The sequence below is a fragment of the Neomesorhizobium albiziae genome (assembly GCF_900114255.1).
GTDB lineage: Bacteria > Pseudomonadota > Alphaproteobacteria > Rhizobiales > Rhizobiaceae > Neomesorhizobium > Neomesorhizobium albiziae.
In genome coordinates this window covers 36656-63023 of record NZ_FOSL01000022.1, presented here as the reverse complement: position 1 = coordinate 63023, position 26368 = coordinate 36656, and the positions used below count along the sequence as shown (strand labels likewise).

18 protein-coding genes and 1 pseudogene are annotated in these 26368 nt (G+C 60.9%); 6 read left to right on the top strand and 13 right to left on the bottom strand.

All coding sequences use genetic code 11. The annotated features are described in order from the left end of the window. Positions 1-36: 36 nt before the first annotated feature. The 4 genes from F3H98_RS24545 to F3H98_RS24530 all read right to left on the bottom strand — a co-directional run bounded on the left by F3H98_RS24545 (position 37) and on the right by F3H98_RS24530 (position 4164). Positions 37-1119, bottom strand: coding sequence for an ABC transporter ATP-binding protein (locus F3H98_RS24545; RefSeq protein WP_149762962.1), 1083 nt, complete (start codon positions 1117-1119; stop codon positions 37-39). A 12-nt stretch (positions 1120-1131) separates the two neighbouring features. Then, entirely contained in the window at positions 1132-1968 is an 837-nt protein-coding gene (locus F3H98_RS24540; protein ID WP_149762961.1) for a carbohydrate ABC transporter permease, read from the bottom strand. Then, entirely contained in the window at positions 1965-2825 is an 861-nt protein-coding gene (locus F3H98_RS24535) for a carbohydrate ABC transporter permease (RefSeq protein WP_149762960.1), read from the bottom strand. Before F3H98_RS24535 ends, F3H98_RS24540 begins: the two co-directional genes overlap by 4 nt. Positions 2826-2892: 67 nt before the next feature. Next, positions 2893-4164 (bottom strand): ABC transporter substrate-binding protein, encoded by a 1272-nt coding sequence (locus tag F3H98_RS24530; protein WP_149762959.1) that lies wholly within the window; start codon positions 4162-4164, stop codon positions 2893-2895. 104 nt (positions 4165-4268) lie between these two features. Here F3H98_RS24530 and F3H98_RS24525 point away from each other — a divergent pair, with 104 nt between their 5' ends. Next, complete coding sequence (locus tag F3H98_RS24525) at positions 4269-5144, top strand: helix-turn-helix domain-containing protein (protein WP_149762958.1); 876 nt, start codon at positions 4269-4271, stop codon at positions 5142-5144. Between the two features lie 543 nt (positions 5145-5687). Here the strand turns inward: F3H98_RS24525 and F3H98_RS24520 are convergent. From F3H98_RS24520 to F3H98_RS24490, 7 genes are all read right to left on the bottom strand, one after another. Next, positions 5688-6707: an ABC transporter ATP-binding protein gene (locus tag F3H98_RS24520; RefSeq protein WP_149762957.1), complete on the bottom strand. Its 1020-nt coding sequence runs from the start codon at positions 6705-6707 to the stop codon at positions 5688-5690. A 4-nt stretch (positions 6708-6711) separates the two neighbouring features. After that, positions 6712-7554 (bottom strand): ABC transporter permease subunit, encoded by an 843-nt coding sequence (locus F3H98_RS24515; RefSeq protein ID WP_149762986.1) that lies wholly within the window; start codon positions 7552-7554, stop codon positions 6712-6714. Between the two features lie 8 nt (positions 7555-7562). Then, on the bottom strand, positions 7563-8423 hold the full coding sequence (locus F3H98_RS24510; RefSeq protein WP_149762985.1) for an ABC transporter permease subunit: 861 nt from the start codon (positions 8421-8423) through the stop codon (positions 7563-7565). A 75-nt stretch (positions 8424-8498) separates the two neighbouring features. After that, a complete protein-coding gene (locus tag F3H98_RS24505; RefSeq protein ID WP_149762956.1) occupies positions 8499-9743 on the bottom strand; it encodes an ABC transporter substrate-binding protein in 1245 nt (414 codons plus the stop codon). Then, positions 9740-10672, bottom strand: coding sequence for an SMP-30/gluconolactonase/LRE family protein (locus F3H98_RS24500; protein ID WP_149762955.1), 933 nt, complete (start codon positions 10670-10672; stop codon positions 9740-9742). The genes F3H98_RS24505 and F3H98_RS24500 overlap by 4 nt, the downstream gene beginning before the upstream one ends. Then, complete coding sequence (locus F3H98_RS24495; protein WP_149762954.1) at positions 10672-11463, bottom strand: SDR family NAD(P)-dependent oxidoreductase; 792 nt, start codon at positions 11461-11463, stop codon at positions 10672-10674. The genes F3H98_RS24500 and F3H98_RS24495 overlap by 1 nt, the downstream gene beginning before the upstream one ends. Beyond that, positions 11460-12227 (bottom strand): FadR/GntR family transcriptional regulator, encoded by a 768-nt coding sequence (locus F3H98_RS24490; RefSeq protein WP_149762953.1) that lies wholly within the window; start codon positions 12225-12227, stop codon positions 11460-11462. Before F3H98_RS24490 ends, F3H98_RS24495 begins: the two co-directional genes overlap by 4 nt. A 138-nt stretch (positions 12228-12365) precedes the next feature. Here F3H98_RS24490 and F3H98_RS24485 point away from each other — a divergent pair, with 138 nt between their 5' ends. From F3H98_RS24485 to F3H98_RS24475, 3 genes are read left to right on the top strand one after another with little or no spacing between them, the layout of a single operon-like run. Further along, a complete protein-coding gene (locus F3H98_RS24485; protein WP_244621870.1) occupies positions 12366-13508 on the top strand; it encodes a mandelate racemase/muconate lactonizing enzyme family protein in 1143 nt (380 codons plus the stop codon). Positions 13509-13560: 52 nt separating this feature from the next. Then, positions 13561-14427: a DUF6772 family protein gene (locus F3H98_RS24480; protein ID WP_149762984.1), complete on the top strand. Its 867-nt coding sequence runs from the start codon at positions 13561-13563 to the stop codon at positions 14425-14427. Then, on the top strand, positions 14427-14762 hold the full coding sequence (locus tag F3H98_RS24475; protein ID WP_149762951.1) for a hypothetical protein: 336 nt from the start codon (positions 14427-14429) through the stop codon (positions 14760-14762). Before F3H98_RS24480 ends, F3H98_RS24475 begins: the two co-directional genes overlap by 1 nt. 273 nt (positions 14763-15035) lie before the next feature. Here F3H98_RS24475 and F3H98_RS24470 read toward each other — a convergent pair whose 3' ends face one another. Continuing rightward, positions 15036-15326, bottom strand: coding sequence for a DUF2934 domain-containing protein (locus F3H98_RS24470; RefSeq protein ID WP_149762950.1), 291 nt, complete (start codon positions 15324-15326; stop codon positions 15036-15038). A gap of 231 nt (positions 15327-15557) precedes the next feature. Between F3H98_RS24470 and F3H98_RS24465 the strand changes: the two are divergent. Next, positions 15558-15824 (top strand): annotated as a pseudogene (locus tag F3H98_RS24465) (Ros/MucR family transcriptional regulator); the annotation flags it as partial. Positions 15825-16076: 252 nt separating this feature from the next. On the opposite strand, the gene F3H98_RS24460 reads toward F3H98_RS24465, so the two are convergent. After that, positions 16077-20099, bottom strand: coding sequence for an AAA family ATPase (locus tag F3H98_RS24460; RefSeq protein ID WP_149762948.1), 4023 nt, complete (start codon positions 20097-20099; stop codon positions 16077-16079). A gap of 230 nt (positions 20100-20329) precedes the next feature. Between F3H98_RS24460 and F3H98_RS24455 the strand changes: the two genes are divergently transcribed. Continuing rightward, positions 20330-26278 (top strand): alpha/beta fold hydrolase, encoded by a 5949-nt coding sequence (locus F3H98_RS24455; RefSeq protein ID WP_149762947.1) that lies wholly within the window; start codon positions 20330-20332, stop codon positions 26276-26278. Positions 26279-26368 lie beyond the last annotated feature (90 nt).

The window sequence follows — 26368 nt, the reverse complement described above, 5'->3', positions numbered from 1 at the left end:
CCTGGAGCCGCTCGGGCATGATGGGAAATGGAGAAATCAGCGAACCCTGGCGCCCGTTTTGTCGAAAAGGAGCGAGCGGTCGGCCCTGAGGGCAACCGTGAGGTGATCGCCGTTCGCGCGCTGCCGTGACGCCTCGCGCTCGATGATCAACTCCTCCCTGCCAGCGTTTGCATAGACATAGCTCACGGAGCCCAGATGTTCGGCAACGTCGGCCTTGATGGTGATGTCGCAGTCGCCCTCACCGGCATTGAAGAAATGCTCCGGCCTGACACCGATGACGACATCGGAACCGACCGCGGGAGCATCGACAGCCGGCTTGCGCAGACGCGCGCCGCGGTGATTGACCAACTCGACGATCGCCGCGCCATTGTTGGTCTCGACGATCCTGCCTGCCATGAAGTTCATCTTCGGCGAACCAACGAAGCCGGCGACGAACCGGTTGGCCGGATCGTCGTAGAGGTCGAGCGGTGCGCCGATCTGTTCGATGTTGCCGGCGTTGAGAACGACGATCCTGTCGGCCAGAGTCATCGCCTCCGTCTGGTCGTGAGTAACGTAGATCATGGTGACGCCGAGCTCTTTATGCAGCCGCGCGAGTTCGACCCGCATCTGCACCCTGAGTTCGGCGTCGAGGTTGCTGAGTGGCTCGTCGAACAGGAACAGTTGAGGCTCGCGCATGATGGCGCGACCAATCGCGACGCGCTGGCGCTGGCCCCCCGAGAGTTGGCGCGGCTTGCGCTTGAGCAGTTCAGAGATGCGCAGCGTGTCGGCCGAGCGTTTGACCCGTCGCGCGACATCGGCCTTGTCATGGCCGGTCATTCTCAACCCGAAGCTCAGATTCTGTTCGACCGTCATGTGCGGATAAAGCGCGTAGGACTGGAACACCATGGCGACGCCGCGATCGGCCGGCTCAATATCGTTCACGATCCTTCCGCCGATCGACACCGTTCCATCAGAGATGGTTTCGAGCCCGGCAATCATTCGCAGCAGTGTCGATTTTCCGCAGCCGGAAGGGCCGACGAACACCACAAACTCTCCGTCGGCGACTTCGAGGTCGGCGCCATGGATGATCTCGTAGACGCCGAAGCGCTTGACGACCTTTTTCAAGGAAATTCCGGCCACGGTCCCTCCCGACTACTTTACCGCGCCGGCGGATATGCCGGCTACGAAATGGCGCTGCAGCGCGACAAAGAGAATTAGCATCGGCGCGGTCAGCATTACTGCGCCCGTCATGATGCCACCCCACGAAACCTTGGTCAGGCCGATCAGGCTGCCGAGTGCCACCGGCGCGGTCATCATTGCTGGCTTGCTGTTGATCAAGAGCGGCCACAGATAGTTGTTCCAACTATGCAGAAAGAGAATGATCGAAAGGGCGGCGATCGCCGGTCGCGCAAGCGGCAGGCCAACGAAAAGGAAGATGCGCCATTCCTTGACGCCCTCCACGCGGGCAGCGTCGAACAACTCGCCCGGCATCATCTGGAACGTCTGGCGCATAAAAAGAACGCCAAGCGAATTGAACAACGGCGGCACGATCAGCGCGAACCATGTGTTGTCGAGACCGAAGTCGCGCGCCACCATGATGAATTGCGGGATGACGACGACGAAATAGGGCAGCGTCAATGTTCCGAGGATGGTCGCAAGCACGACGCCCTTGCCCACGAACCGGTAGCTGGCTAGCGCCCAGCCGGCCATCGACGTCAGTGCGACCGACAGGAGCGTGTAGGCTGCGGCGACCAGGATCGAAATGGTGGTGGCGCGAAGGAAGCCGACATCCCGCTCCAAGACAACGAAATTTTGCACGAACTGGTCGGATGGAGTGAGGACAATCCCGGGGCTGAAGATGCCGTTTTCCGACATGGTCGAAAAGACGAACATCATCCAAAGCGGGAAAAGCCAGATAAGGGCAAGCGGTACCAGCGCCGCGTGAAGCGCAATCTTGCGCCTGAATTCGGCGGAAGACTTGCTTCTCATTCGCGTTCCCTTCCCAGCCAGAGGTTGATGAGAGAAATAACGATGGCAAGCGCCGCAATGGTGTAGGCGATCGCGGAAGCGTAGCCGAAATTGAACGCTCCGAAGGCTTGCCGGTAGAGGAAGAGGCCGAGCGTCTCCGTCGCTTGGCCTGGGCCGCCCCGGTTGGTTATCAGGAACGGTTCGGAGAAAAGCTGCATCGTGCCGATGACGGAGATAACGACGCAAAGCACGATAACCGGCCTTAGCAGCGGCAAGGTGATGAAAAAGAACTGCCGTGTCTTCGATACGCCGTCCAGCGTCGCCGCCTCGTAGACGTCCTCGGGAATCGACTGCAACCCGGCAAGGATTATGATCGCGTTGTACCCCGCCCAGCGCCAGGTGACTGCGATGATGATCACGGCCATCGCGGCGTTCGGACTGGAAAGCCAGGGAATCGCCGGCACGCTGGCGACGGCGAGCATCTTGTTGATGATTCCGAACTCATGATTGAACATCAGGCGAAACACGGCAGCGTAAGCGACCTCGCCGACCACCACAGGCGCGAAGAAAGCGAAGCGAAAGAGGCCTCTTGCCTTGAGCATCGACGAATTCAGAAGCGTTGCGAGCACCGTTGCCAGCGCGATCATGATCGGCACCTGGATGACGAGGATGATAAGCGTGTTCCAGAGTGCGTTTGCGAAGGCTGGATCGACGAGCAGCCGGCCCCAGGTCACTCGGGGATTGAATGTCCAGTTGGCGCTCCGTGTGTTCAGGAACGACAGCCAGAACGAGTTGGCGATCGGCCAGATCCAGAACGCCAGGAAGACAAGCAGGTATGGCGTCAGGAAGGCGTAAGCCGTCTGTGTGCGCAGCCGCATGGTCGAGGTTCCAGGTGCAGTCTGATGATCGGGTGGGCGCTAGGCCCACCCGGTCGTTCCGGTGCAGTTACTCGGCGATCGGCAGGCTGGTCGCGCTCGCGATCTGGCTGGCCGCGTCGTCGAGCGCCGACTTGGCGTCGGGGTAGCCGCCATTGAGATATTTGAGCTGTACGGCGACCATGATCTCGTCCGCATCCGAGAAGAATGGGGTGCCGCGGCTGGGCACGACCTTGGGCAACGTCGACAGAATGTCTACCCACACCTTCTGCCCGCCCCAAAAGGGCTGTTCCTGTGAAACGTACGGATCGTCCAGCGCTGTCAGTAGCGAGGGCACGAGCCCGAACTCCTTTAGCATGGTGACCTGGCCGTCATTGGTTCCAAGCGTATAGTTGAGATAGGCCCAAGCTGCTTCCTTGTGCTGGGATGCCGAGGTGATAGCGAGCGAAGAGCCTCCCAGATTGGCGGCGCGAGGCCCATCCGCGGAAGCGCTGGGCATAAGATAGACGCCCCACTTGCCGGCGAGATCGGGGGACGTGGAGCGGATGGTGCCCTCGTACCAGCCACCATACATTTGCGTGGCCACGGTGCCGGCCGTGTTCGCCTGGATCTTCTCGTCCCAAGTACCGGGGATGAGCTGGCCCGCGTCCTTCAGCGCCTTGACCTTCTCCAGCGCGGTAACGCAACCCGGCTGGTTCACCGTTATCGCCTGAGCATCCTTGCTGTAGTAACCGCAGCCCTGCTCATTGGCGATCATTCGGAAGAATTCGGTGTCGCCGTTCATGTCCGCCTGGGTCATGGTGACGCCCGGATTGGCTTCCATCACCTTCTTGCCGGCGGCGATGAAATCGTCCCAGCTTTTGATCGTCGCTGGATCGACACCTGCCTTTTCGTAGAAATCGCGCCGGTAGAACATGGCGACCGGGCCCGAATCCCACGGCATCGCATAGGCCTTGCCGCCAACTTCAAGTTCCGTGCGCTTGAAGTCGGGGAACTTGGCGGCGATCTCATCCGTGTAACCCAGCGTCTTCAGATCGACGAAGCAATCAGGGAACTGGCTCCAGAAGATTTCGGATTCGTGATTTTCGATCGAAAGAATGTCCGGCAAACCGGCGCCGCCGGCCGCGCATCCTGCCAGCGTCTTGTCGAAGGTTTGCTGATTGCCGAGATCCTCGACCGTTACCTTGACGTCGGGGAATTGCTTGTTGAAGCCCGCAACCGTGGCCTTCAGCGACGAGGCGGCGACGTTCCAGCTCCAGATCGTGATTTCGCCCGATTGCGCAAAGGCCGGGCCGGAGCCCAAGGCAAGCGCAAACGCGGCGCAGGTCAGAATGTTGCGCATTGAAATCCTCCCATTTCATTTGCTCTCTCTGCGAGCGCAACTAAACTAGGCGTCGCGCAAGGTCTGTCCTCGACAAAGGGAATATGGATTTGGCGGAAAGTAAGATGCCCGAGAGGCCGTTTTACCAGCCCGGCGCCAGCAGCGTCGAAGGCCTGCCTCTGATGCTGCAGATGTTCCACAACCATCCGCTGATTATGCTGAAACCGCACTGGCACGCGCAGGTGGAGGTCAATTTCATCGTGCAAGGCACGGTGCACTACCTGATGAATGATCACGAGATTGCGCTTGCTGCAGGCGACATGTGCCTGTTTTGGGGCGGCTTGCCGCATCAAATGGATTATTCATCGGACGATGCCGTCTATGCCGGTGCGCACCTGCCACTGGTGCATTTTTTCCGGCTGCATCTGCCCGTTGATCTTCGGCATCGCCTGATGACAGGAGTGACCCTGGTCACCGGTGCAACCGATCCCTCCGATGTGAACAATTTCGAACGCTGGAACGGCTATGCGCGCTCAGGCGACCCTGCCAAGGCCGAGCACGCTGTCAACGAACTCCTGCTTCGCCTGGAGCGTGTGCGGTTCGAGCCCTACCGCCTCGTACCCGACGCGTCCGCCTATGCTGACGCCGCCAGTCCATTCGATCAGCAATCCTCGCGCAATGTCGGGCATATGTGCGACTTCATCGCGGAGAATTTTCTCTACGAGATTGATTGCGTGGACATCGCGGCGGCAGCCGACATCCATCCCAAATATGCGATGAGCGTCTTCAAGAAATCGACCGGAATGACGCTCAACGAGTATGTCAATCTCTTGCGACTGAGCTATGCGCAGGCGCTGCTGATGAATCACGACGCCAATGTGCTGCGCGTGGCTATGGACAGTGGCTTTGGCTCGCTCAGCGCTTTCAACAAGTCATTTCGTAAGCTGGCCGGCATGTCGCCGTCCGATTTCCGAAAGATTTCGGCAAGAGGCTCGGCCTGACCTTTGCCCTTCCATGACGTCGGCGACAACAGCTACCCTTGATGGGGCAATGTCAACATGTAATCGAACGGTGACACATATGAAAGTTATCGATTGGTGACATTCTGACTCGCATCTCGCCGGAAACAGCGCGCAATAATCTTGAGTTGCTTAAACCCTAAAGACAGTGATGGCAGTAGTCCGAAATACTCGATCTCTCCGACGGGCTTTCAGGGAACGCCGAGGAAGAGAATGCGCGACAATCCACAAGGGGCAACAGCATAGCACGTGGATTTCACTGCTTTGCCCCAACCTAGTGGTCTGATGAGATCGACGTCAGCTTCGCGACAGACATTCGCGACGAACCGACGCATTGCAGGGCAGCCCCACATGCGCGTGACTGAGCTATCTCCAGCCGCACGCGTGTTTTTTCCTCGATTGGCGCTTCTGAGTGAGCCGACGCCATTGCTTGACCAAAACGTCGCTGGTCTATGACGGACCCAAGGGAGGGCAAAGCACGAAGGTGTGAGACTGCGACGCGCACGAATGGAGCAGCAAATTGCGTCAGTCAGCGCGGCGACCAGAGTCGGCAAAGAAATGAAGTCTGCCTGGCTCAACCGCCAAGCCCACGGATGTGTCGGCTGGCGGCGCCTCACCGTCATGCGCGACCAGGAAGACTTGGCCGCTGGGCAACTGCACGTGCAGCAGTGAAGAGGCGCCTGTGTATTCGCTGATCAGTATGCGTGCATCGACAAAACCTGATCCAGGCTCGGTCAATTCGAGGTCTTCAGGCCGCACGCCGACGAGGCTGGCGGTTTTTGGTTGGCCGGGCAGTTTCCCGGCAACCGCTTCGATCGGCAGGATGTTCATCTTGGGGCTGCCGATAAATTGTGCGACGAACAAGTTACCGGGCCTTTCGTAAAGTTGGCGCGGCGTCCCGACCTGCTCGACCTGCCCGTCTCGCAGCACCACGATCTTGTCGGCAAGCGTCATTGCTTCGATCTGGTCGTGCGTGACATAGATCATCGTGTTGCCGAGCCGTTTGTGCAAAGAGGCGATCTCCGAGCGCATATGCACGCGGAGCTCGGCATCAAGGTTCGAGAGCGGTTCGTCGAACAGGAACACATCCGGTTCGCCCACAATGGCGCGCCCGATCGCAACTCGTTGGCGTTGTCCACCCGACAGCTCCCGCGGAAACCGTTGGAGAAGCGCGTCCAGTTTCAACGTGGCCGCCGCTGCTTCCACGCGCTGGCGTCGTTCGTGCGGCGGCACGCCGCGCACCTTCAGTCCGAAACCCATATTGTCTCGTACGGTGAGGTGCGGATAAAGGGCGTAGGACTGGAATACCATCGCCACGCCCCGCTTGGCCGGCTGCACCTCGTTGACAATGCGGTCGCCAATGCGCAGCTCGCCCTCACTGATATCCTCGAGGCCAGCAATCATGCGCAGCAATGTGGACTTGCCGCAGCCCGAAGGCCCGACGAAGACGACAAATTCACCGTCGGCGACCCGCAAGTCGACGCCGCGGATCACGTCGACCTTGCCAAAACGCTTGCGAATGCCGGCTAGGGTCAAACTGGTCATGTGCTTAGCCTTTGACGCCCGACAGGGCGAAGCTTTCGATGATCTGCCGCTGTGCGATCAGATAGACGATCAATATCGGCAGGACGGCCAGCGTTGTTGCGGCAAGCTGCAGGTGCCAGAGCGGCGTGCCATAAGGGTCGGTGAAGTTGGATAGCGCCAGCGGCAACGTGAATTTTTCGAGCGACGAAATGAAGATCAGCGGCTCGAGGAACAGGTTCCACGAGTTGAGGAAGGTTATGATCGCCACAGCGGCCAGGGCCGGCCGGGACATCGGCAAGGCGATGCGCCACCAGACTCCAAAGCGCGAAAGCCCATCCATCTTGCCCGCCTCTTCGAGTTCCCTCGGCAGGGCCAGGAAATACTGGCGCATGAGGAACGTGGCCATGATGCCCTGGGGTCCGAACACAGGCAGCATGATGAGCGGCCAGTGCGTGTCTATCAGCCCCGCCCATTTGATGAGGAAGAAGTTCGGGATCATCGTCACTTCCTCCGGCACCATCAGCGCCGAAACAAGAAACAGGCTGATGAGGCCGGCGCCCGCAAAGCGCAGGCGTGCCAGCGCGTAGCCTGCCAGTGACGAAATGACGAGGGTCAGCGCGGTCACCGTCAGCGCTATGTAAAGCGAGTTGAAATACTGACGGGCGAAGGGCTGGTAGGTGAAGACGTCGACGAAGTTGCGCCATTGCCACTCGCGCGGCACCAGGCTGGGTGAGCCGAAGATCTCGCTGGCGCTCTTGAAACCGGAAGAGATCATCCAGAGGAACGGGAACACAAACGGTATCGCTGCCACGGCCAACGCGAGCGTCCAGCAGACCTGGTTGACGATGCGGAGCTGCTTTTGCGTCAAGCCACCCATCAGGTATCCCTCCGGCGCAGCGCCAGCTGGACGAGGGTCAAAACCATGACAATGACAAACATGATCATGGCGAGTGCGGAGGCGTAGCCCACGTCGAAGAACTCGAAGCCCTGCTTGTAGATGTAGAAGGCGAGCACCAGCGTGCCGTTCTCCGGCCCACCTCCGGTCATCAGATAGATATGGTCGAACACTTTGAACGAGCCGATGGTCGTGATCACCATGATCACTAGTGTCGTCGGTCCGAGCAGCGGCCAGATGACAAGGCGGAAGATCTGCCAGTTCGACGCCCCTTCAAGCCGCGCTGCCGCCTCATAGTCGCGCGGGATTGCTTGAAGCGCGGCAATGTAGAGGATCATGTTGAGCCCGACCATCTTGATGACCCGGGTGACGATAACGGCCGCCATCGCCCAGTCGGGCTCGCGCAGCCAGTTGGGCCCGTTGATGCCGATGTGAGCAAGCATCTGGTTGACGAAGCCTGCTTCGCCCTGCAGCAGGAACTTCCAGACAATCGCCCAGGCGACCGCCGAGGTCACCACCGGCGCGAAGAAGACGGTTCGGAAGAAGACGACGCCTACAAAGCGACGGGAAAGCGAGATCGCGAGCGCCAGCGCCAGGGCCATGTTGAACGGTACCAATCCAAGCGCAAAGATCACCGAATTGCGCACGACCAGCCAGAAGTCCGGATTGCGAAACAGCGCGTCGTCGTAGTTGTCGAGGCCGACGAAAGTGGCCTGCTGGGCGAGCAGGTTCCACTCCGTCATCGAGTACCAGACCACAGCGATCAGTGGCCCGATAAAAAAGATGAGGAAGCCGGCGAGCGTCGGGCCAATGAACAGCCATGCCTCCATCGCCTCGCGCATCTTCAGCGTGAGCCACGGTGTGCTGGCGTCTTGCGTCACGATTCCTGTCGTCGGCTTCGCCGGCAAGGTCTGCTCCTAGAGCAACGGCTGGATTGCTTCGCAAACGGCCTTTAGCGAAGCCTCGACATTGGCATCGGGACGCCACAGCGCATCGACCCGCGGCTTCATGGCCGTCAGGATCTGCGGGCTTTTGTCATGGCTGGGCAGCACCTTCCCCTTGGCGATCGCGTCTGCGACGATCTTCATCTGCTCCGCCGGAATGAGTTTGTTGGAGGTGACGAAGGCATCGCTTTCGAGCACGCTGGTGCGCGCCGGCGGGAAGAACTGCGCCGCGATCGCGACATTTTCGGCATTGGTCATATGCGCAACGAAGTCGGCCGCGAGCTGCTTCTGCTTGCCGGCGGTGAAGACCACGATGCCGGCCTGTCCGATCACTGGAGATTCGCCCCCCGGTCCGGTGGGAAGTGGTGCGATGCCCCATTTGAAACCCGCCTTCTCCATCAACGAGGCGCGCGAGATCTGGTTAATCGTCATTGCCGCGTTGCCCGAGAAATAGTCGCCTTGCTCCCCCGGCGGCACGATCGATTGGTCCTTGAAGACCATGTCATGAAGCTGCTGTACGGCTGCGACAGCTTCAGGCTTGTCAAAGCCGCATTCCTTGTTTGCCCACACATCGCCACCATAGGCGCGGATCGGCGGCATCAGGGCATGCATGATACGCGAATCGTAGCCCTGTCCGTCCTTAAACTCGAAGCCCCACTTGCCGGTTGTCTCCTTGAGCTTCTTTGCTACTTCCTGGAACCTGGCCATGTCCCATTCGCCCTTGGCGGCGAGCGCCAGCGGGTCCTCAAGACCTGCCTTGTCGAACAGATCCTTGTTGTAGAAGATAACGAAGGGCGAGGTTGAGAAGGGTATGCCGTAAACTGTGTCGCTGGCCGTCCACAAACCAAGCGCAGGCTTGGAGAAGTCTGCGAAGTTGTATCCTTGTGCCTGGTTCAGTGTGGGTGCGACATCTTCCAGCACGCCGGCATTGGCGAATGTGGGGGCGGCGTCCTCCATCAGCCAGCCGGCATCCGGCGGGTTACCGCCAGCAAGTTGGAAGGTGAGTTTCTGCGTGTAATCGGCCGGTGGAATAGTCTCGAACTTCACCGATACGTCGGGATGCGACGCCTTGAAGCTCTCTGCAAAACCGTTGAGCATCTTCAGATGCGCTTCATTACCGGTCCAGACTGTGAAACGCAGCTCCTCAGCCGATGTGTGCGACGACATGATTGTCAGCGCGAGCGCCGAGGCTGCCAATGCGATTGTTGCGGTTTTCATTTGCGTTTCCTCCCAATTGGATCAGCTGTTTGAGATGCGCCTGCAAGGGGTCGGGCCTTGGCGGGGCTGTTGTTGACCCGGGGCTGGCGCAGGCCGCGCACGCCGGTTTCGATTGCAAGCACGGCACCGGCCATCGGCTCGACAGCGGGATCGGTCCCGGCGCTCATCGACGTCACATAAATCGTCGAGAGATCGCTGCCTCCAAAGACGGGTTTTGTCGGGCGCGATACCGGCAGCTTGACTGCCGACATCTCGGCACCGTCGGGGTCGAGGCGAACAATGCGTCCACCATCGACGGCGGCGAACCAGTAGCAGCCATCGCTATCGACCGCCGCACCGTCCGGCCGGCCGTGGGATGGCCTGTGGAACAGCCTGCGATTGGCGAGGTCGCCGCGTTCAAGGTCGAAGTCGAAGGCCCAGATCGCGCAAACGTGCGGGTGGCTGTCGGCGAGGTAGAAGGTCCGGCTGTCCGGCGAGATGGCGCAGCCATTCTGCGTCCGCAAGCCATTCACGACGCAGCGGACCTCGGCTTCGTCGAGGCACAAGAGCTCGCCCACCGGCTCGCGCGCCTCGTGCAGGGTGCCCGTCCAGAACCGCCCGCGCGCGTCCACGACGCCATCATTGAAGCGCATCGACGCAGGTTGTTGCCTCCAAATGGCATGCTGCGCGAGCGCGGCGAAGCCAGGCTCGAAGCGAAGCCAGGCGAGGCCAGCAGCCACGATAAGCGCGCCGTCGTCTGCAAGTGCCAGCGCAGCTGGCGGTTGGGGTACTGCGTATGTTTCGGTGTTGTCGTTGAGGGGGTCGGCGCGATGAATTGTCTTGCCGACAGTGTCTACCCACCACAGGCAACGGGCGTCGTCGTCCCACACCGGCCCCTCGCCGACCACGTCGCGACGGTTGCGGAAAATCGTGACGTCGGCGTGCGCCATCACACCGCCTCACCCGGCAATGCGCCGGAGGCATCGCCGATGGTCCAGCCACCATCCACCGGTAGGTTTGTGCCGGTGATGTAAGCTGAGGCATCACTGCACAGGAACAGCACGGCGCCGACCAGATCGTCAGGCCGGCCTGGACGGCCAGCGGGAATTTTCGCCACAACGGCGTTGCGGAACGCCGGCTCTGCATATCGGGCAGCGTTCTTCTCGATTTCGATGGCGCCTGGCGACACGACATTCATGGTTACGCCACGGGCGGCGACGTCGCGGGCGATGGCGCGGATGGCAGTGAACTGCGCCGCCTTCATGGCCGCATAAGCCACCGTTTCTGCACGTGGGCGCGAAGCCATGACGCTGCCGGTGGCCACCACTCTGCCCCAACCCCGCTCGGCCATAGGTGGCACCAGCCGCTGGGCCAGCGTCAGCAGCGACATGAAATTTGCTGAAAAATGCGCACCAATGTCGGCGACAGATACCTCATGCCACGCGGCGCGTCGCTCAATCGCGGCGTTGGCGACAAGAATGTCGATTGGCCCATGCTCGCCAAGCACCGCGTCGGCCAACATCTCTGCGCCGCCTGGCTGGGTAAAATCCGCTTCCAGAATGGGCGTCTGGCTGTCGATAGCGCGTGCAGTCTCGGCAGCCCCAGCCGCATCACCGAAATGATGCAGCACCAGCCGCGCGCCCTGCTCGGCCAGCCCGAGCGCTACAGCGCGGCCGATGCCCGAACTCGCGCCGGTGACCAGTGCGCTGCGGCCAACGAGGGAAAAGCGCTGGCCGCTCACCGGTCCCTGCCCTTCTCGGACTTGAGCTTGCCTGCCACCTCAAGCGAGGCGATGTCGGCTGCTGCATAGTGTTTGATGATGCATTGCTCGGCTAGCGTGCCGTCGCCGGCTTCGATGGCGTCGTAAAGGGCCTGGTGGCGGTCGATCGTGGCCTGCCAATCGGCTCTGGTTCGATTGGCGCGCCGCGAAAACAGCTCGGAAACTTCGCGCTGGACGGAGCGCATACCTTCCATCTGCACGCGGATCATCGAATTGCCAGTCGCCATGGCCAGGCCGACGTGAAACAGGATGTCGGCCTCGGTGAAGGCGGCAGGATCCCCCAGGCCAGAAGACATCTCTTCAAGCGCCCGCTGCATTGCAGCCATGCCGGCCTTGTCGCGCCGCTGGGCGGCAACGCGAGCAATGCCGGTCTCAATGACCCGGCGCATCTCGTTTGCCTCCCGAAGCCGGGTCAGGCTCGAGCGCACCGCGTATCCGTAGATCCTTTCCAGCGACTCTCCGTTCAACGCCTTGGCGCGTGCAACCTTGCCCTGCTGGGTAAGAATGAGACCAGCAGCGCCCAGCTGGCGCAACGCCTCGCGGGCGATCGGCTTCGACACCCCGAACTCTCGGGCGATTTCTCCTTCCGGCGGCAGGGGCTCTCCAGGCGCGATGCGGCCGTCGAACAACGCCGCCGCGATCGAATCCGAGACCGTGTCGGCCAGCCGTGCTGAACTCGCCGGCTTGGCGGAAAAGATCGGCTTTCGGTCAGGCTGTTCTGTCATTGTCGCCCCATGATCGCGCATCGTTAGCACGTAGCCCATCAACTTAGCAACTAAGTTAATCAGTTGCCAAGCAACCTTGTTAGGCGCTACTGATGAGAAATGCGGGGCCAGCCGTGCCAAGACTCGAGGGGAAAGCGGGTGAGCGACAAAAATTCCACCAATGCCGACATCCGTATCACGGACGTCATTGCCCATCCGCTGTCGCAGACCTTGCCGCATCCAACCGTCACGTCGTGGGGCCGCTATACGGATGTCTCAATCTGCCTGGTCGAGGTGCGCACCGATGCCGGCATAACCGGCGTTGGCGAGGCGCTCGCCCGCTTCTCGCCGAAAGCCTATGCCGAGCTGATCGAAACGTCGCTGAAGCCGCGGCTCGTCGGCCACAACCCCACCGACATCACGGCACATTGGCACAGCATGCGCCGCGCCCTTTCGGGCCGTTCGGGCGGCATGCTGTTCGAGGCGATCTCAGGCGTCGACATCGCGCTGTGGGACATTCTGGGAAAGGTCGCGAACCTGCCCATCTATCGGCTTTTGGGCGGCATGGGTCGCGCCGAGGTTCCGGTATACGCGGCTTCGGTCAACTGGGGCGATGACACATTCATGGAGCGCGAGCTCGACCGCTACCTGGAAAAGGGCTTCCCGCGCATCAAGGTGAAGGTCGCAAACCCGATAAAAGATGCATGCCGGCGCATCGCGCATTTGAGAAAGCGCGCCGGCGACGACATCGATCTGTGCGTCGACGCGAACTGGGCCTACACGCTGGAGGAGGCTGTCGAGGTCGGCAGGGCCCTTACCGACAATCGCTATTTCTGGTTCGAAGAGCCGATCCGGCCGGAAGACGAGGCTGGGTACGAGGCGCTGAAACAGCGCTGCGATACTCCACTGGCAGCGGGCGAGAGCAACTACACGCTCGATCAAGCCATGCGGCTCGTAGCCAACCGTACATTGTCCTACCTGCAGCCGGACGTCGCGCGCTCCGGCGGGATCACCGAGACAAAGCGCATGGCCGAGTTTGCCGCCGCGCACGACGTTCAGTATGCGCCCCATATCGGAATGTCGGGCATCATCTGCGAGACGGCAAGCGTCCACCTCGCCGCCGCAATGCCGAACATCAAGGCGATGGAATGCGAGACCGATTCAAGCCCGTTCAAGACGTGGATCACGGGTGCGGCGCCGGGGGCCGATCGGCAGAAGAATGGCATGCTGCCAGTGCCAACAGGCACCGGCCTTGGCATTGAGGTTGATTGGGACGCCGTGAAACGGCTCAGGGCACAGTGAGGGAGATGGCACAGTGACTTTGGAAACGCCAATGATCGACATGGCCGAGGCGCTGCGGCTGGCGATGCAGCGCGCCGACCCCAACCTCAGCCGTTTCGACCCCTTGCCGCGCCTCGTCTCGCTGGACGATTTTTCGCGCGGCCATTGCGGCTGGTCACAGCTTGTCGGCAACTACGAGGACGATCTCGATTCCATGCTGCCTGGTTATGCCCAGCACACCAGCCCCATGCTGTCGACGCTTGGCCACTGGGACGCCGGATCGCATGGCGGCATGGGTTCTTCCTACGCGCTCAAGATCGCGACGCGGCCCAAGGCCGGCGCCCAGAACGTCGCCATCAAGCGCCACACCTTTCGCAAGCGCGGGCCGATCCGTTTCGAAGCCTATTTCACGTTCAAGCCGGAGGCGAACGAGCTCACGCTCAGCGAGACCGACGTACGATCGGTGGGCTTGCTGTTCGACCTGCAGGGCGGTGACAGAGACGGCGACAATGAGCGGGTGATGCCGCATCTGCGTTTCCTCAACGCCGAGCACGGCCTGCACCTTCAGAAATGGCAGTTCAAGACCGAGTCGACGCCGTTCAGGTCACTCGGCCGCTCTGACAAGACGTTCAGCCACTACCATCTTGCGCCGGAGGGCTGGCGCGATCTGCCAGACGGTGTGCAGCGACTTTGCTACAACGAGATTCCGACCAAGGTGAACTGGACATATCTGTGCTTCGACTTCGACCTGGAATCGATGCGGGCAACTGGCTTCCGCTGCAACGACCGCAGTTTCGACATGGCGGGCTTCGATTCTATTCGTATTCCTGCAATGAAGAACCTGTGGTGCATGCTGAACTTCGCGCTGTTCGTCGAGACCGATGCGGACAAACGCGCCTTTCTCTACATTGATTCCGTCTGCATCTCGGGAGACTTCTGATGCTGCCGGAGAACACAACGGCGATTGTCGCACGCAATGAGCGCTGGTCGGGGGCGGCCGCAAGCGAACCGCTTGAGGCCGGCTGGGCGCGAGAAGCTGTGATCTTCGTGCGGGCGCTCAAGACGCCGAAGGGCACGCAGCCCAAGGCTCGCGTCGAGATTTCGCCAGACGGCATGCGCTGGGTGGCTGAAGGGACTGAAGTGTCGATGCCCGCTGAAGAGGGCGGCATCACTGTGTTGCGGGTGAAGCACTTCGGCAACTGGTTGCGCGTTGCCGCCAATTTTACACCCGGCTCCGAGTGCACGGTCCTGGTGACTCTGCATCTGAAAGCTTGAGCAGCGCACTCGGTCCGCGGCCGCGCCAAGGTCGATCCCTCGCTCTCCAAGTTATGGGATTTAGCTTACCTCTTTGGCGGTTTCGAAGAGATTGTCATGCCGGCTGATCGCCTCGATGTTGCAGAGGAATAGATCCCGACCTGCCGGCTGATCGCCTCGATGTTGCAGAGGAATAGATCCCGACCTGCCGGCGGCGAAATGGCAGTGGCAACTTTACGATGCTTCGCCTCCGGCTCCAGGTAGATCCGGAGGCGACCATCTCGAATATTTCAGTCACGATTTCGATCGTGCCGGGGTCCGCTTGGAAGTGGATTTAGCCGGTCCGGCGGGTTTGCTCGCCTTTGTCTGCGTGGTCTTGGCCGCACGGCGCTTGCTCCCAGGTTTCTCCACAGGCGGACTAGTGCCTGTCGCTGGAGCCGCGTCGGCGGATTTCGAATCCTGCTCTGCGTCGACCTCGGTGGAAGCTTGCTCCCAGTGCTTCTTCTCGTGACCGTGAGGTCGGCCTTCGCGCTCCCAAATCTCGTGGGCCCGCTGCCGAACCCGCTCTTCCCTGTCCTCGCTCATCTTTGCCTCCTCTTGGGGTCCAAGACTCAGTACATCTACGCAGACTCAGGGATTGCATTGTATCCTCAGAAGTCGCGGCTTCCAATTGTCCTTAGGACACTTGAAACCTGAAGCAGAATTTCATTTGCTCAATCGCGTTGAACGATGATTGCGCCACAGGATACCGAACAGGGCGACATGAAGGATCCCTGACCGCGCGATCGCGCGGGCAGTTCGCTTCGCCATCGGCAGGCCATGAATCCGAAGCGTTCTGTGCAAAACGATCACATTATCTGCCTTGAGGATGGAAAAAAGTTCAAGTCGCTGAAACGGCACCTAACGACCCATCACGGACTGACACCAGACGCGTATCGCGCCAAGTGGAAACTTTCCTTCGACTACCCGATGGTTGCTCCTGCCTACGCCGCGGCGCGTTCGACACTCGCCAAGAAGATAGGCCTTGGCCGCAAGGCAGAAGCACCGAAGCCAGTTAAGAGCGGACGCAGGAAGGCAGCCTAGCGGGTCAACATCTCAGCGTTAGGAACATCGTGATACCCAAGGTCGCGCCGACGACGAACGGCCACCATCGGCTCCCTATCCAAGGGGGCGTGTTCGGCCCAGGTGAGTGAAGCATTCCATTTGCCATTGGCTGTCGCCTGGGCTTACTCGAACGCCAGGTCAACGCGCCATTTCGATCGCTAGCTCGAACTGGACAAAAATAGCCCCATCGACAGGCAGAAGGATCAGGAGCCACAGGCGTCCCTGCGGGTCTCAAATCTGATCGCGACGGCGGCGGATTTCAGCGGAGATCATCGCCTTATCCTGCAGCAAGGACAGGCGGGACGCGACAGCGAAGGCCTGTTTCCATACCTTAAGCGCCCGTTTGGTGCGGCCATCCAGCCACAGCGCCACGCCGCGCCACAGGCCGTATTGGGCGATGCCGACAGGGAAGGTGCGGCAGAAGCGCTTGAGTTCGTAGAGGCCTTGTGCTTCCCAATGGCCCCACTGGTCGTATTCGCGCGAAAGTCCGGCCTCGCGGCCACGCAGTAGCACCTCGCAAACCTCGATGATGCCAAGCAGCGTGCTGTGCGCAGTCGGTCGGCCCATCCGTTGGAGCAGTTGTAGTGTCTCCACGGCTGCCTGCACACTTTCGGCGTGCGAGCCAACACGGGCGAGTGCTAACGCTAAGGAACCCTTGCAGGAGATATGGGCCGAGATGTCTGCCGACTCTGGCATCGCGGAGGTTATCAGCCGCAAGATGTCGACCGCCTCCCGAGGACTGTCCGTGTAGAGCACACAGGTCGACTTGCAGCGGAGCGCCCAGATTTCGTGCTGGATGTTGCCGCTGTTTTGTGCGCGTGACAACAGCCCCTGTGCAACCGCCTCCAGAGCCGTCCAGTCGCCTCGGTAGAACAGTGACCAGAAGCGAATGACCTGGGCGTTACACCAGCGGAGTTGATCACCAGCGGCTAAGCACAGCGCCTGCGACTGATCGAGCCGTTGATCGACGGCCGCCCAGTCGCAATGGCCGATGCGCCACAGTGCATCGAGCATGCAGACATGAGCGTGGACAGCCGGATCGGCGAGCGTTACCGAGGTCTGCTCGGCCCGTTCAATAAAGTGTTTGCAGAGACGCTTGCGTCCAAGAATACCGAAGCCGCAGCCGAGTTGGGCGGAAGCAACGGCGAGTTCGCCCGAGAAGCCGGCCCGCTCTGCCTGGGTGACTGCCGCCAGCAGATGTATCAACCCGTGGGTGAAGCGAAGTTCGAAATACTCGACTACCACCGCTTGGTTGTGGCAGCGCGCCAATTCCTTGGCCCAGGCGCGATCCGACTCTCCGGACGCTGTCGGTGAGCGCCAAAGCTGCTGCAGCGCTAGCCTCGCGCCACCGCGGATAAGCCGCACAGCTGTGCCCAACCTGGAGTGAGGTACGGAAACACCCGCCAACGAAAGCGCCCGCCGGATCGCGACGCCCTGCGCATGGATGTCGCCGCGGCTATATTGGGCCTCGGCAAGCTGGCGCCGCCAGCGCACCGCCTGCCGTCGGTCGGCAGGGCTGAGTGGTTGCTGCCGCGGTTCGTGGCTGAAACAAATTTCGAGGAAGGTGCCTACCTCGCGGAAGGCACCGACCTTCAGTGCCTTGGTGGCTGCTAGATCTGCATATTTGACCGACTTCTGAACATTTCCTGCGGCTTCGAAATGCTGGACGAGGAACGCGATGTCGGAGTTGCTCAAGGTCGCGCCTACCCCCTCCATCCATCCTGCCAGCGCCTGATGAAGCCTTTGGCGGACATCGCCAGGGATCGAACCATAGACGACGTCGCGAATCTGGTCGTGGCGGAACTCGTAGGAGCGGCCCCCTTCCTGGCAGCGGACAAGGTTAGCCGCCACCAGGAGCTCGAAGGCGGCAGCGAGGACGCCGCGGTCGAATTCTTTCTCGGTTAGCTTGGCGACTGCCTCGTCGCTGAAAGAGCGGCCGACAACCGCAGCCGCCTTCAATACGTCTCGGGCTGCCGGTTCGAGCCGGTCGACGCGCTCGCGGACCACCCGCTCGACGCCCTCGAAATAGCGGAGCCCGTCAAGTGGTCTGATCGGTCGCCAAGCACCTTCACGAATGGCGATGAGACCCTCTCCGCGTAATGTCAGCGAGATCTCCTCAGCAAAGAACGGATTGCCGCTTGCGAGTGTCGAGATGCGATGCGCCAGCTCCTCCTGTGGTGGCGCATCGCCTAAAGTTCGGCCGACCAGTTTGCCGATGGAGCGGTCGTCCAATTCCTCAAGGTCGAGAATGCGGCAAAAGCGGGCGGGATCGTCAACATCGGCGGCGATGGGGTTCATGCGCGCCGATTCCATGCGGTTCCGGAGGCTCCTCAACTCATCCGGCACCTCTTCTGACCGCACACACAGGATCAGCATCACCGACGTGGACGAGCCAAGAACCCACTCGAGCAGACGCCAAGAGGCCGAATCCAGCCACTGACTGTCCTCCAGCACTACGGCTAGCGGGTGCGGCGCCAGCACGTCAATTAGCTCGCCCATCAGTCGCATTGTGGCGTCGGCGCGATGGGCACCATCAAGATGGCGGGTGCCCTCGTTCTGTTCAAGGTCAATGCCCAACAGATCGGCCAGCAGCGGCAGTCGCCCGGTTATCGGTGCATTGCTGTCGAGGCGGCGGGCCAGTGCATCCACGATGATGAAGCCATCGCCATCGGGCGACAAGCCGAGCAGCGATTCCAGCACACGCCGCCAGGCGAGCAGCGACGTGTGGCGGTCATCGCGCTCGGCGCGCGCAACCGACACGGTGATGCCGAACGCACGCAATTCTGCGGTGAAGGCGTTGACCAATGCGGTCTTACCAATGCCGGGCTCGCCGAGAACCGCAACCAGCTGATTCCCGCCAGCGCGCGTCTCCTCGAAGCTGCGCTTCAGGAACTCTAGTTCGTTGTGGCGGCCGATTAGCGCGGCCGGCGGCAATGCCGTAGGGCGAGCCTCCAGTGGCCGGAACACCGGCGCCATGTCGCCGAGGCCCTCCAGTTGGAGGGTGCCGCGCTTCTCGAAGGAGAACGCCATTCGGCTCGCCCGCTCGGTGGGGGCATCGCATAGAACGTCTCCCGAAACTGCCGTCATCAGGCGCGCGGCCCGATTGACCGGCGGTCCGAGCACCATCAGCTGGCGGCGGCGTGCACCGCCGACGACGCGAAACAACGCGTCGCCGGTTGCCACGCCGACCGAGACGGAAAGGCCAAAATCGCGGACAGCAGGGCCGATCGCACGGGCAGCATCGACCGCGCGGTGCGGGTCGTCGCGATGAAACGAGCCACGGGCGCCGAAGGCGGCGATAAACACCAACCCCTTGTCATCAATCAGGAGCTCACCTGGGGGGCCGCCGCGCGCCCGCGATGTCTCCTGCAACGCGGTGCATAGCTCCTGATGCCGCGACAGAGCGAGCGGGTCGTGGTCATCGATCCCGGCAACTCGAGCAAACACAACCGAGACGGGCCTGATCTCGGCTAGAGCATCGAGGCGGGCGTCCAGGCGCTGCGGGCCGTCTGTCTCTGCGGCGAATCCTTCGCCCGCAGCCCATGCCGCTTGCGCGGGCGCCAGCAGCACCTCCTGCAATTGAGGTGGCAGGAAACCGGTCAGCCATTCCGGCTGGGGCATGCCAGAAATTCTATCAAAGTCGGCTCCAGAGGCGCGGGGCACAGCGATCGTGTCGTCGTCGGCCAGCGCCCGTTTCGCACCTTCGGAGAGCACATACTCCCAACGCCGCGCTAGCACCTGCGACTTCGCCGCCTGAATAACAGCGTCGCCACCGGCAAGCAGGTTCCAGACCTGCTGCCCGCCAACTGCTGCGGCCCATAACTGGCCCGCACCTATGCCTATATGCAATGCAGGGCCAGCCTCGCCGGCACTTTCCGGCCCGTCGCTCCGGTTGCGGCAGATTGCTTCGGCGCAATCGGCGGCTTGACGCACCGCCTGCGCCAAGCTCTCGCCGTCGGCGGCCCAGTAGGCCAACAGTTCATCACCCGCCAGGCAGAGAACTTCACCGCCGCGCTCGATAATCTGATCGACGCAGCGTGTATAGGAACGGCCGAGCACGCCGGGAATCCCCTCCAGCCCTCCCTGTCCTCGTCTGGCAAATTGTTCGACCAGTGCAGTGTAACGTGAAATATCGACGAAAATGACAGCGGCAGGGAATTCAACGGCCGCCGGCCGCACACCATGCTGGCCGTGAATGTGTTGCAGCAACTTCAGTGGTAAGAAACTGCCCAAGGCCTGCCGGATATCATTCATTTTTCTCGTTCCGCATTTCGTCTGCGGTAAATTTCTAGAAATCTATGGTTGTGCGATAGTTCACAAATAGATTCCTATACTAATACAGTAAGTTAAATTATCCTGTGACGCTACCATAAGCTCCGGAAGATTTAACTCAGCTCCTGAGGAATGTTGTCAAAGTGCGAGATGATGTTGGGAGACCCGCCTTCAAGCGCGCAGCGAGTTGGCTCTCTTCAAGTCTAACATCGTTGGTTGACGAGCAAGGAACAGACTTTTTCGATGTATTGATCGTCGGCAGCGGTTACGGCGGCGCCGTGGCAGCCGCCGAACTCGGCGGCTGCGTCGATGACAATGGCAAGTTGAGCGTCTGCGTCCTCGAACGGGGTCAGGAATATATGGCCGGTATGTTCCCTTCGCGTATGTCGGAATTGCCGGGTCACGTGCGTTTCGTGACGCCGGGGGCTAAGCGACAGAGCGGCACGCTGGACGGGCTCTACGACCTGCGCTGGAGCGCAGATGCAGTGGCCTTGATGGCGTCAGGCCTTGGCGGAGGCTCGTTGATTAATGCTGGTGTCATGGAAATGCCGATCCGCCCAGTGTTCGCGGAGGCTGGCTGGCCTAAAGGGATCCGTGATGACACTGAGGCGATCTTCTCCCTGTCTCAGCGCGTTAGCGATTATCTCGGAGCTGTGCGCTTCGCCAACGAGATCCCCAAGCAGCTCGACAAGACGAACGCGTTGCGCGAACTCCACTCGCACACATTCAACAAACTTCAGCCAGAGATCGGAGAAAAACTCCGCCCAGCAACCTTCAAAGAGACTCATGTGACGATCGCCGCGAACCCCGGCGACAACCATGCTGGTGTCACGCTCGATCCTTGCTTGTTGTGTGGAGACTGCGCGACCGGCTGCAACCATAACGCCAAAAATTCGCTCGACCTGAACCTGCTTGTCCGGGCAAGCAATGCCGGCGTCAAAATGGTCACCGGTGCGACGGTTTTGCGTATCAAGCCGATCGAACGGGGACAAGGAGGCTGGTTGATCGAGGTCAACCACACAGACGCGCACCTGCGCGATCGCCAGCCCAAACCATTCGTCCTTCGCGCCCGACGGGTTATCCTGGCTGCAGGCACCTTTGGCTCGACCGAGATTCTGAAACGCTCGCATGACGACATAACATTTCCGATCTCTCCGCAGGTAGGGCGCCGCTTCTCAGCCAACGGCGACATGATCGCCGTCGCTTACGGTCTCGGCAAGAACGTAAACGCGGTGGCCGATGAGGCGACAGATCCTCTGGACCCAAACGTTAGCCGCAGCGTCGGCCCTACGATTACCGCCATGATTGACCTGCGCGAGGGCAACCCTGAGACCGATGTCGTTATCCAAGATCTCGCGGTGCCCGGTCCATTGCGCCGACTGTTCGAAGAGAGCACGACGACGTTCGACGCCATCAACAACCTGGTCTCCGGCGATTGGTCGAAGCACCGGCGCGATCGACCACGGCCCGATACCGCTTCGGTCAACCCCGATGCGATCAGAGACTCATTAGTGCTTGCGATGATTGCCCGCGATAGCGCCGACGGTGAACTGGTGATGGCGGATAGAAATCCCCACGATCCCGACAATGCGGACGGCATGTTGACGGTGCGATGGCCAGAACTGCGCTTGGACAGTCGCTTTGCAAAGCAACACGAGATGCTCGCCACGCTGATCAAGCCGACGGGTGGGCGACTGGTCAACAATCTTTTGTGGCGGCCGCTCTCGGAAAAGCTCGAAGGAATCTTCGGCCGTCAGCGCGGGCCGTCGGTGACCGTTCATCCGCTTGGCGGCTGCGCTATGGGCTCCGATTTCCATGCAGGCGTAACGAATCAATGGGGCCAAGTGTTCATCGCCGAAGAGCCGGGCGACCCAACCGTCGATCCCGCCACCTTCGAAGGCCTGGCTGTGCTTGATGGATCGATCATACCCACCTCGCTAGGAATCAATCCGGCGCTCACGATTGCCACGCTCGCTTTGAGAGCGCTCGGCAAGTTGAAGGAGGCCTGGCAACTGACGGGCGGCGGCCTGACCGAAGCCGAAAATGGGAGCGCCGCGAAGTCTGGCCGTCGCCCGGCATTTGTCAGGCCGACCGTCGACACAGAGCCGGTGAAGACGCAAATTGAGCTGACTGAGCAGGTGCGTGGCTGCGTGACGCTCTATGACGGAGCCGGCAACCCGAACACGCATGAAGTCGAGCTGACCTTGACGACCGAGCCGGTGGAGATCGCACGACTGCTCGCGCGCGACACGCCAAAAGGCGGCCGTTGTATGCGTATTGCGCCCGGCCGGGTTGGACAACCAGGCAAGGGACGCTTGCGTATCCTTCGCAAGAGGTGCTCTTTCGACGCCGTCTCGGACGAAGTCGACGAAGCGACGGATGTCGCCATGGTTGCGGAGATTTCCGGCACGCTCAGCCTCTTTGCGCTGGAAGATTCCGGGCCAATTCGGCGTATCACGCGGTCCTTCTGGGCATGGATCAACAATCGCGGGATGCGCGACATTGCCCACAGTGTAATCCGTGCCCGCCAGAGAAGGCTGCGTCTGATGCCACCGCACATGGAAAAGGGGCAACCTTGGTGGCGATACTTTGTCGACATTTTCCTCCTTTTGACGCATTCGGGAGGAATGCGGCTCGTGGAATACGATCTGCGCATCGACAATGCCAAGGTCCTGCACGATGGGGAACTCGACGCGGCCCACTTCAAGGGGCGGGCGATCCGGGGCGTGAAACGGCTGACCTATGCGCGCTTCGCCAGCCCCTGGACGCAGGCTATGGAGATGACGCTGGAGAAATTCCCGGACATGACGACGGGAATTGCGGGCACCCGGCCAAAGCTCACACTGAACAAACGCTACTTGGCAAAGCAGTCGGTCCCGCTGATCCGGGTGGTCGACCAACAGGACGGAATCGCCGCCTGGATCGACCTGTTTTCACTGGCGCTCTACGGGCTGCGGGTTTTGCTCGAGGTCCATTCTCTGAGTTTTCGCAAGCCAGATGCACCGGCCGACCGGGAGCCGCAACGGCTGCCGGGCGCCCTGCCGGGCATCGGCTCGCCCCAAATCGACTGGCTGACTGTCGATGGCAGCGTCGCCTTTCCCGTTCGCATCCGATTGGCTCGCTATGACGGCTCCGGGCGCAAGCCTGGCTGCAACATTCCCCAGCGGCCAGTTCTGTTGATTCATGGTTATAGTGCCAGTGGAACCACCTTCGCCCACCCGGCCGTTCCCGGCAATCTGGTTGAGACGCTCTACAACGCCGGCCGCGATGTCTGGGTGCTGGATCTGCGCACCAGCGCGGGCCTGCCGACCGCCACCGGCGACTGGCCGTTCGAGGTTATGGCCGAGAAGGATATTCCAATCGCCATAGACCGCGTCCTTGAGACTACTAACGCAGGCAGAGTTGACGTGGTTGCCCATTGCATGGGCGCCGCGATGTTCAGCATGGCGATGCTCGGCGTCGACGAACCGGATACCGAGCTACAGCAAGTCCCCAAGGTGCTAGCGCAAGGGAAGCTTCAGAAAAGGTTCCCGTTTGCCGAAAATATGCCAAGGAAGATCGGACGAGTGGTGTTCTCGCAGGTGGGACCTGCGATGCTGATGAGCCCATCGAACATTCTCGCCGCGTATCTGATGCGATATGTTCGTTTCTTCCTATCGCTTGAGAAATACGAGTTCAGCCCGCGCGGTGAATTGCCCCTTACCGATCAATTGCTCGACCGTGGGCTGGCTGCGATGGGGGTAACGCCCGAGGAATTTCGCCGCGAGAATCCACGTTGGCCGCTCGGCAAGGCGACGCCCTGGGTGGGAACGCGGCACCGCATGGATGCTCTTTATGCCAATACCTTTGCGCTTAAAAACGTGTCGGATGAAGTGCTCGACCACCTTGACGACTTCTTTGGCGCGATCAGTGTGCAGACGATTTCGCAGGTCATTCATTTCGTCGGCTACAACACGGTTACCGATCGCGATGGCATCAACCGCTATGTGCTGCCGAGCCGGGTGCAGGAACGACTGCAGTTCCCCATGATGTCAATCCACGGCAAGGAGAACGGGCTGGTCGACCCAGCCACACTCGCTCTGATGCGCAACTTGCTTGCCGCTTCCAACGTTCGTTATCTCAACGGTTTGGCGGAGGCCGTCGAACAGACTCTGCCGCCGGAAGCGATGAAGCAACTGATCGAAACCGCGGCAGGCCCGCATCTCGTGCTCGACCGGGCCTCTTATCTGACCTGGTTGATCGACGGTCACGGTCATCAGGACTGCCTCATCGGCAAGCACGCAGGCAGTATCTGCGACGTCATCGCGCATTACCTTGGACAGCCGGATGCAGAGAAGGTCGAAGAGGTGCAAGCGATGCCCCAGAAGCCCGGAATATCCCGTGTGCTTATGGCCGACTACGCTGTCGATCTGGCGACCGCAAAGGCACCGTTCCCGTTTGTGGCGAGGGCGCCGGCGCTAGGCGTCAGCGTGTCCGTGCGTCGCAACAAGATCCGGATCGCCGCAGCCGACACAAGTGGCAGCGGTGTTCCGCTAGGCGCCTGGATCCTGCCGGTGGAACCACGGAAGGGCCAAGCCGACAAGCTACAGCGACGAATGCCGAAAGGTTCGGAGAGTGCCCAAGCGCTCGAGCCGCTCTATATTGGGCTCGAGATTAAACGGGAGGACCTAAGCCGAGGATCCAAATTTCCCTACACTTTCGAGGCATCGGCCTCGAAATGGCCGCGATCCAAGCAAGTCCTATTGCTCCTGATCTATCACCAAGCTGAGGGCATAGGTGGAACGGCGCGCCATCCAGAACCAGCGTCGGCGGCTCACGCCATTAGCCCGATGCTAGGCGGCGCGCTGCACGCGGAGTGCATCGACAAGGCTCTTCGATGCGATCGGCTGGATCAGTTGCGCGGGGGCCTGATCGATAGCGGGCCTCTCGGCGAACTGCACGACTTGCCGACGCTGCAGAAGGACAGCGCGCAAAAAGTAACCTTCGCGCTCGCCAGTTGCCAATATCCGAGCGACATCCTCAACGCCATGCCGAATGGTGTCGATGCCACACCCGGTCCGGCCGACAGATCGCTGCTGTCACTTGGCGACCGGCTGGGTCTGCGCGATTCCCCTACGCTACTCCTGCTGGCTGGCGATCAGATCTACACGGACGCCACCGCCGGCCTCTTCGACCCGAAAATTCTTGACGAGAAATTCCGTATACCGCACGAAAGGCGTGCTCAGAGCCGCGGCGTCAACAGCGTGCGGCAGAATTTTGGCCTCAGGGTCGAGGCCATGCTCGACGATCATGAGATTAGCGATAACTGGGCGCCGAACGATCCCGATCCGAATGCTGATCCCGACTCGGATGAAATCGCCGAAAGCACCCTTAAGCGGGGGCGCAGAGCGTATTTTCGCTATGAGCGTGGTATCCTCGAGTCCGACAATGTGAGCATTTGGCGCTCGTTCGTCCATGAAGGGTTCCCCTTCTTTCTAAGCGACACACGGACTCGCCGCGGAGGGCGAAATGCGCGCAACTGGCGCCGTGCGCGCATTATGGGTGAGAGACAGTTCCAATCTTTGTGCAGTTGGATGCTTGCACAACCTGCGGATCGACCGAAGTTCGTGCTAACGCCGTCGCTGCTACTACCACGGCGGCTTTGCTCCGTTGAGGATCCAGGACGGGCGCTTCATTCGGACGTCTGGGAGGGATATCCGCGCTCCATGCATAGGCTGCTGAAATTCATCTCCGACGAGAGGATCAGCAATCTGGTCTTCCTGTCAGGCGACGAGCATCTTGGCATGACCGCGGAAATCACATTGACCTCGCCCCAGGGGGATACAGTGACGGTGCATTCGGTGCACAGCGCGGCGCTCTATTCGCCGTTTCCCTTCGCCAATGGCATAACGGCGGACTTTAATGAACCCGACGGCTTCGATTTCCGTGAGGTAGACTGGGGCCCAAAGCCCTATCATTGCGAGGTAACCGCATCGTTCCATCCTGGTGATGGTTTCACCATCGTCACCGCCAGTCAGAGCCCTCAAGGCTGGGAACTGGACGTCTGCTTCCACAACGCCGCTGGCAAAGTCAAACAGAATGGTGTGCGACGGTTTATTCTTTGCAAGCCAGCTACCGAATCCAGCGTCCCATCAGCGGTGTGCGAACCGGCGTCGACGTAATATGATGCCGAGATGCCTGCCTTTGCTCCAGGGATACGTGTCGCACTCACCTGGTGCGGCGGTGGCTGCGGCGCGGAGCTGAATGTGGAG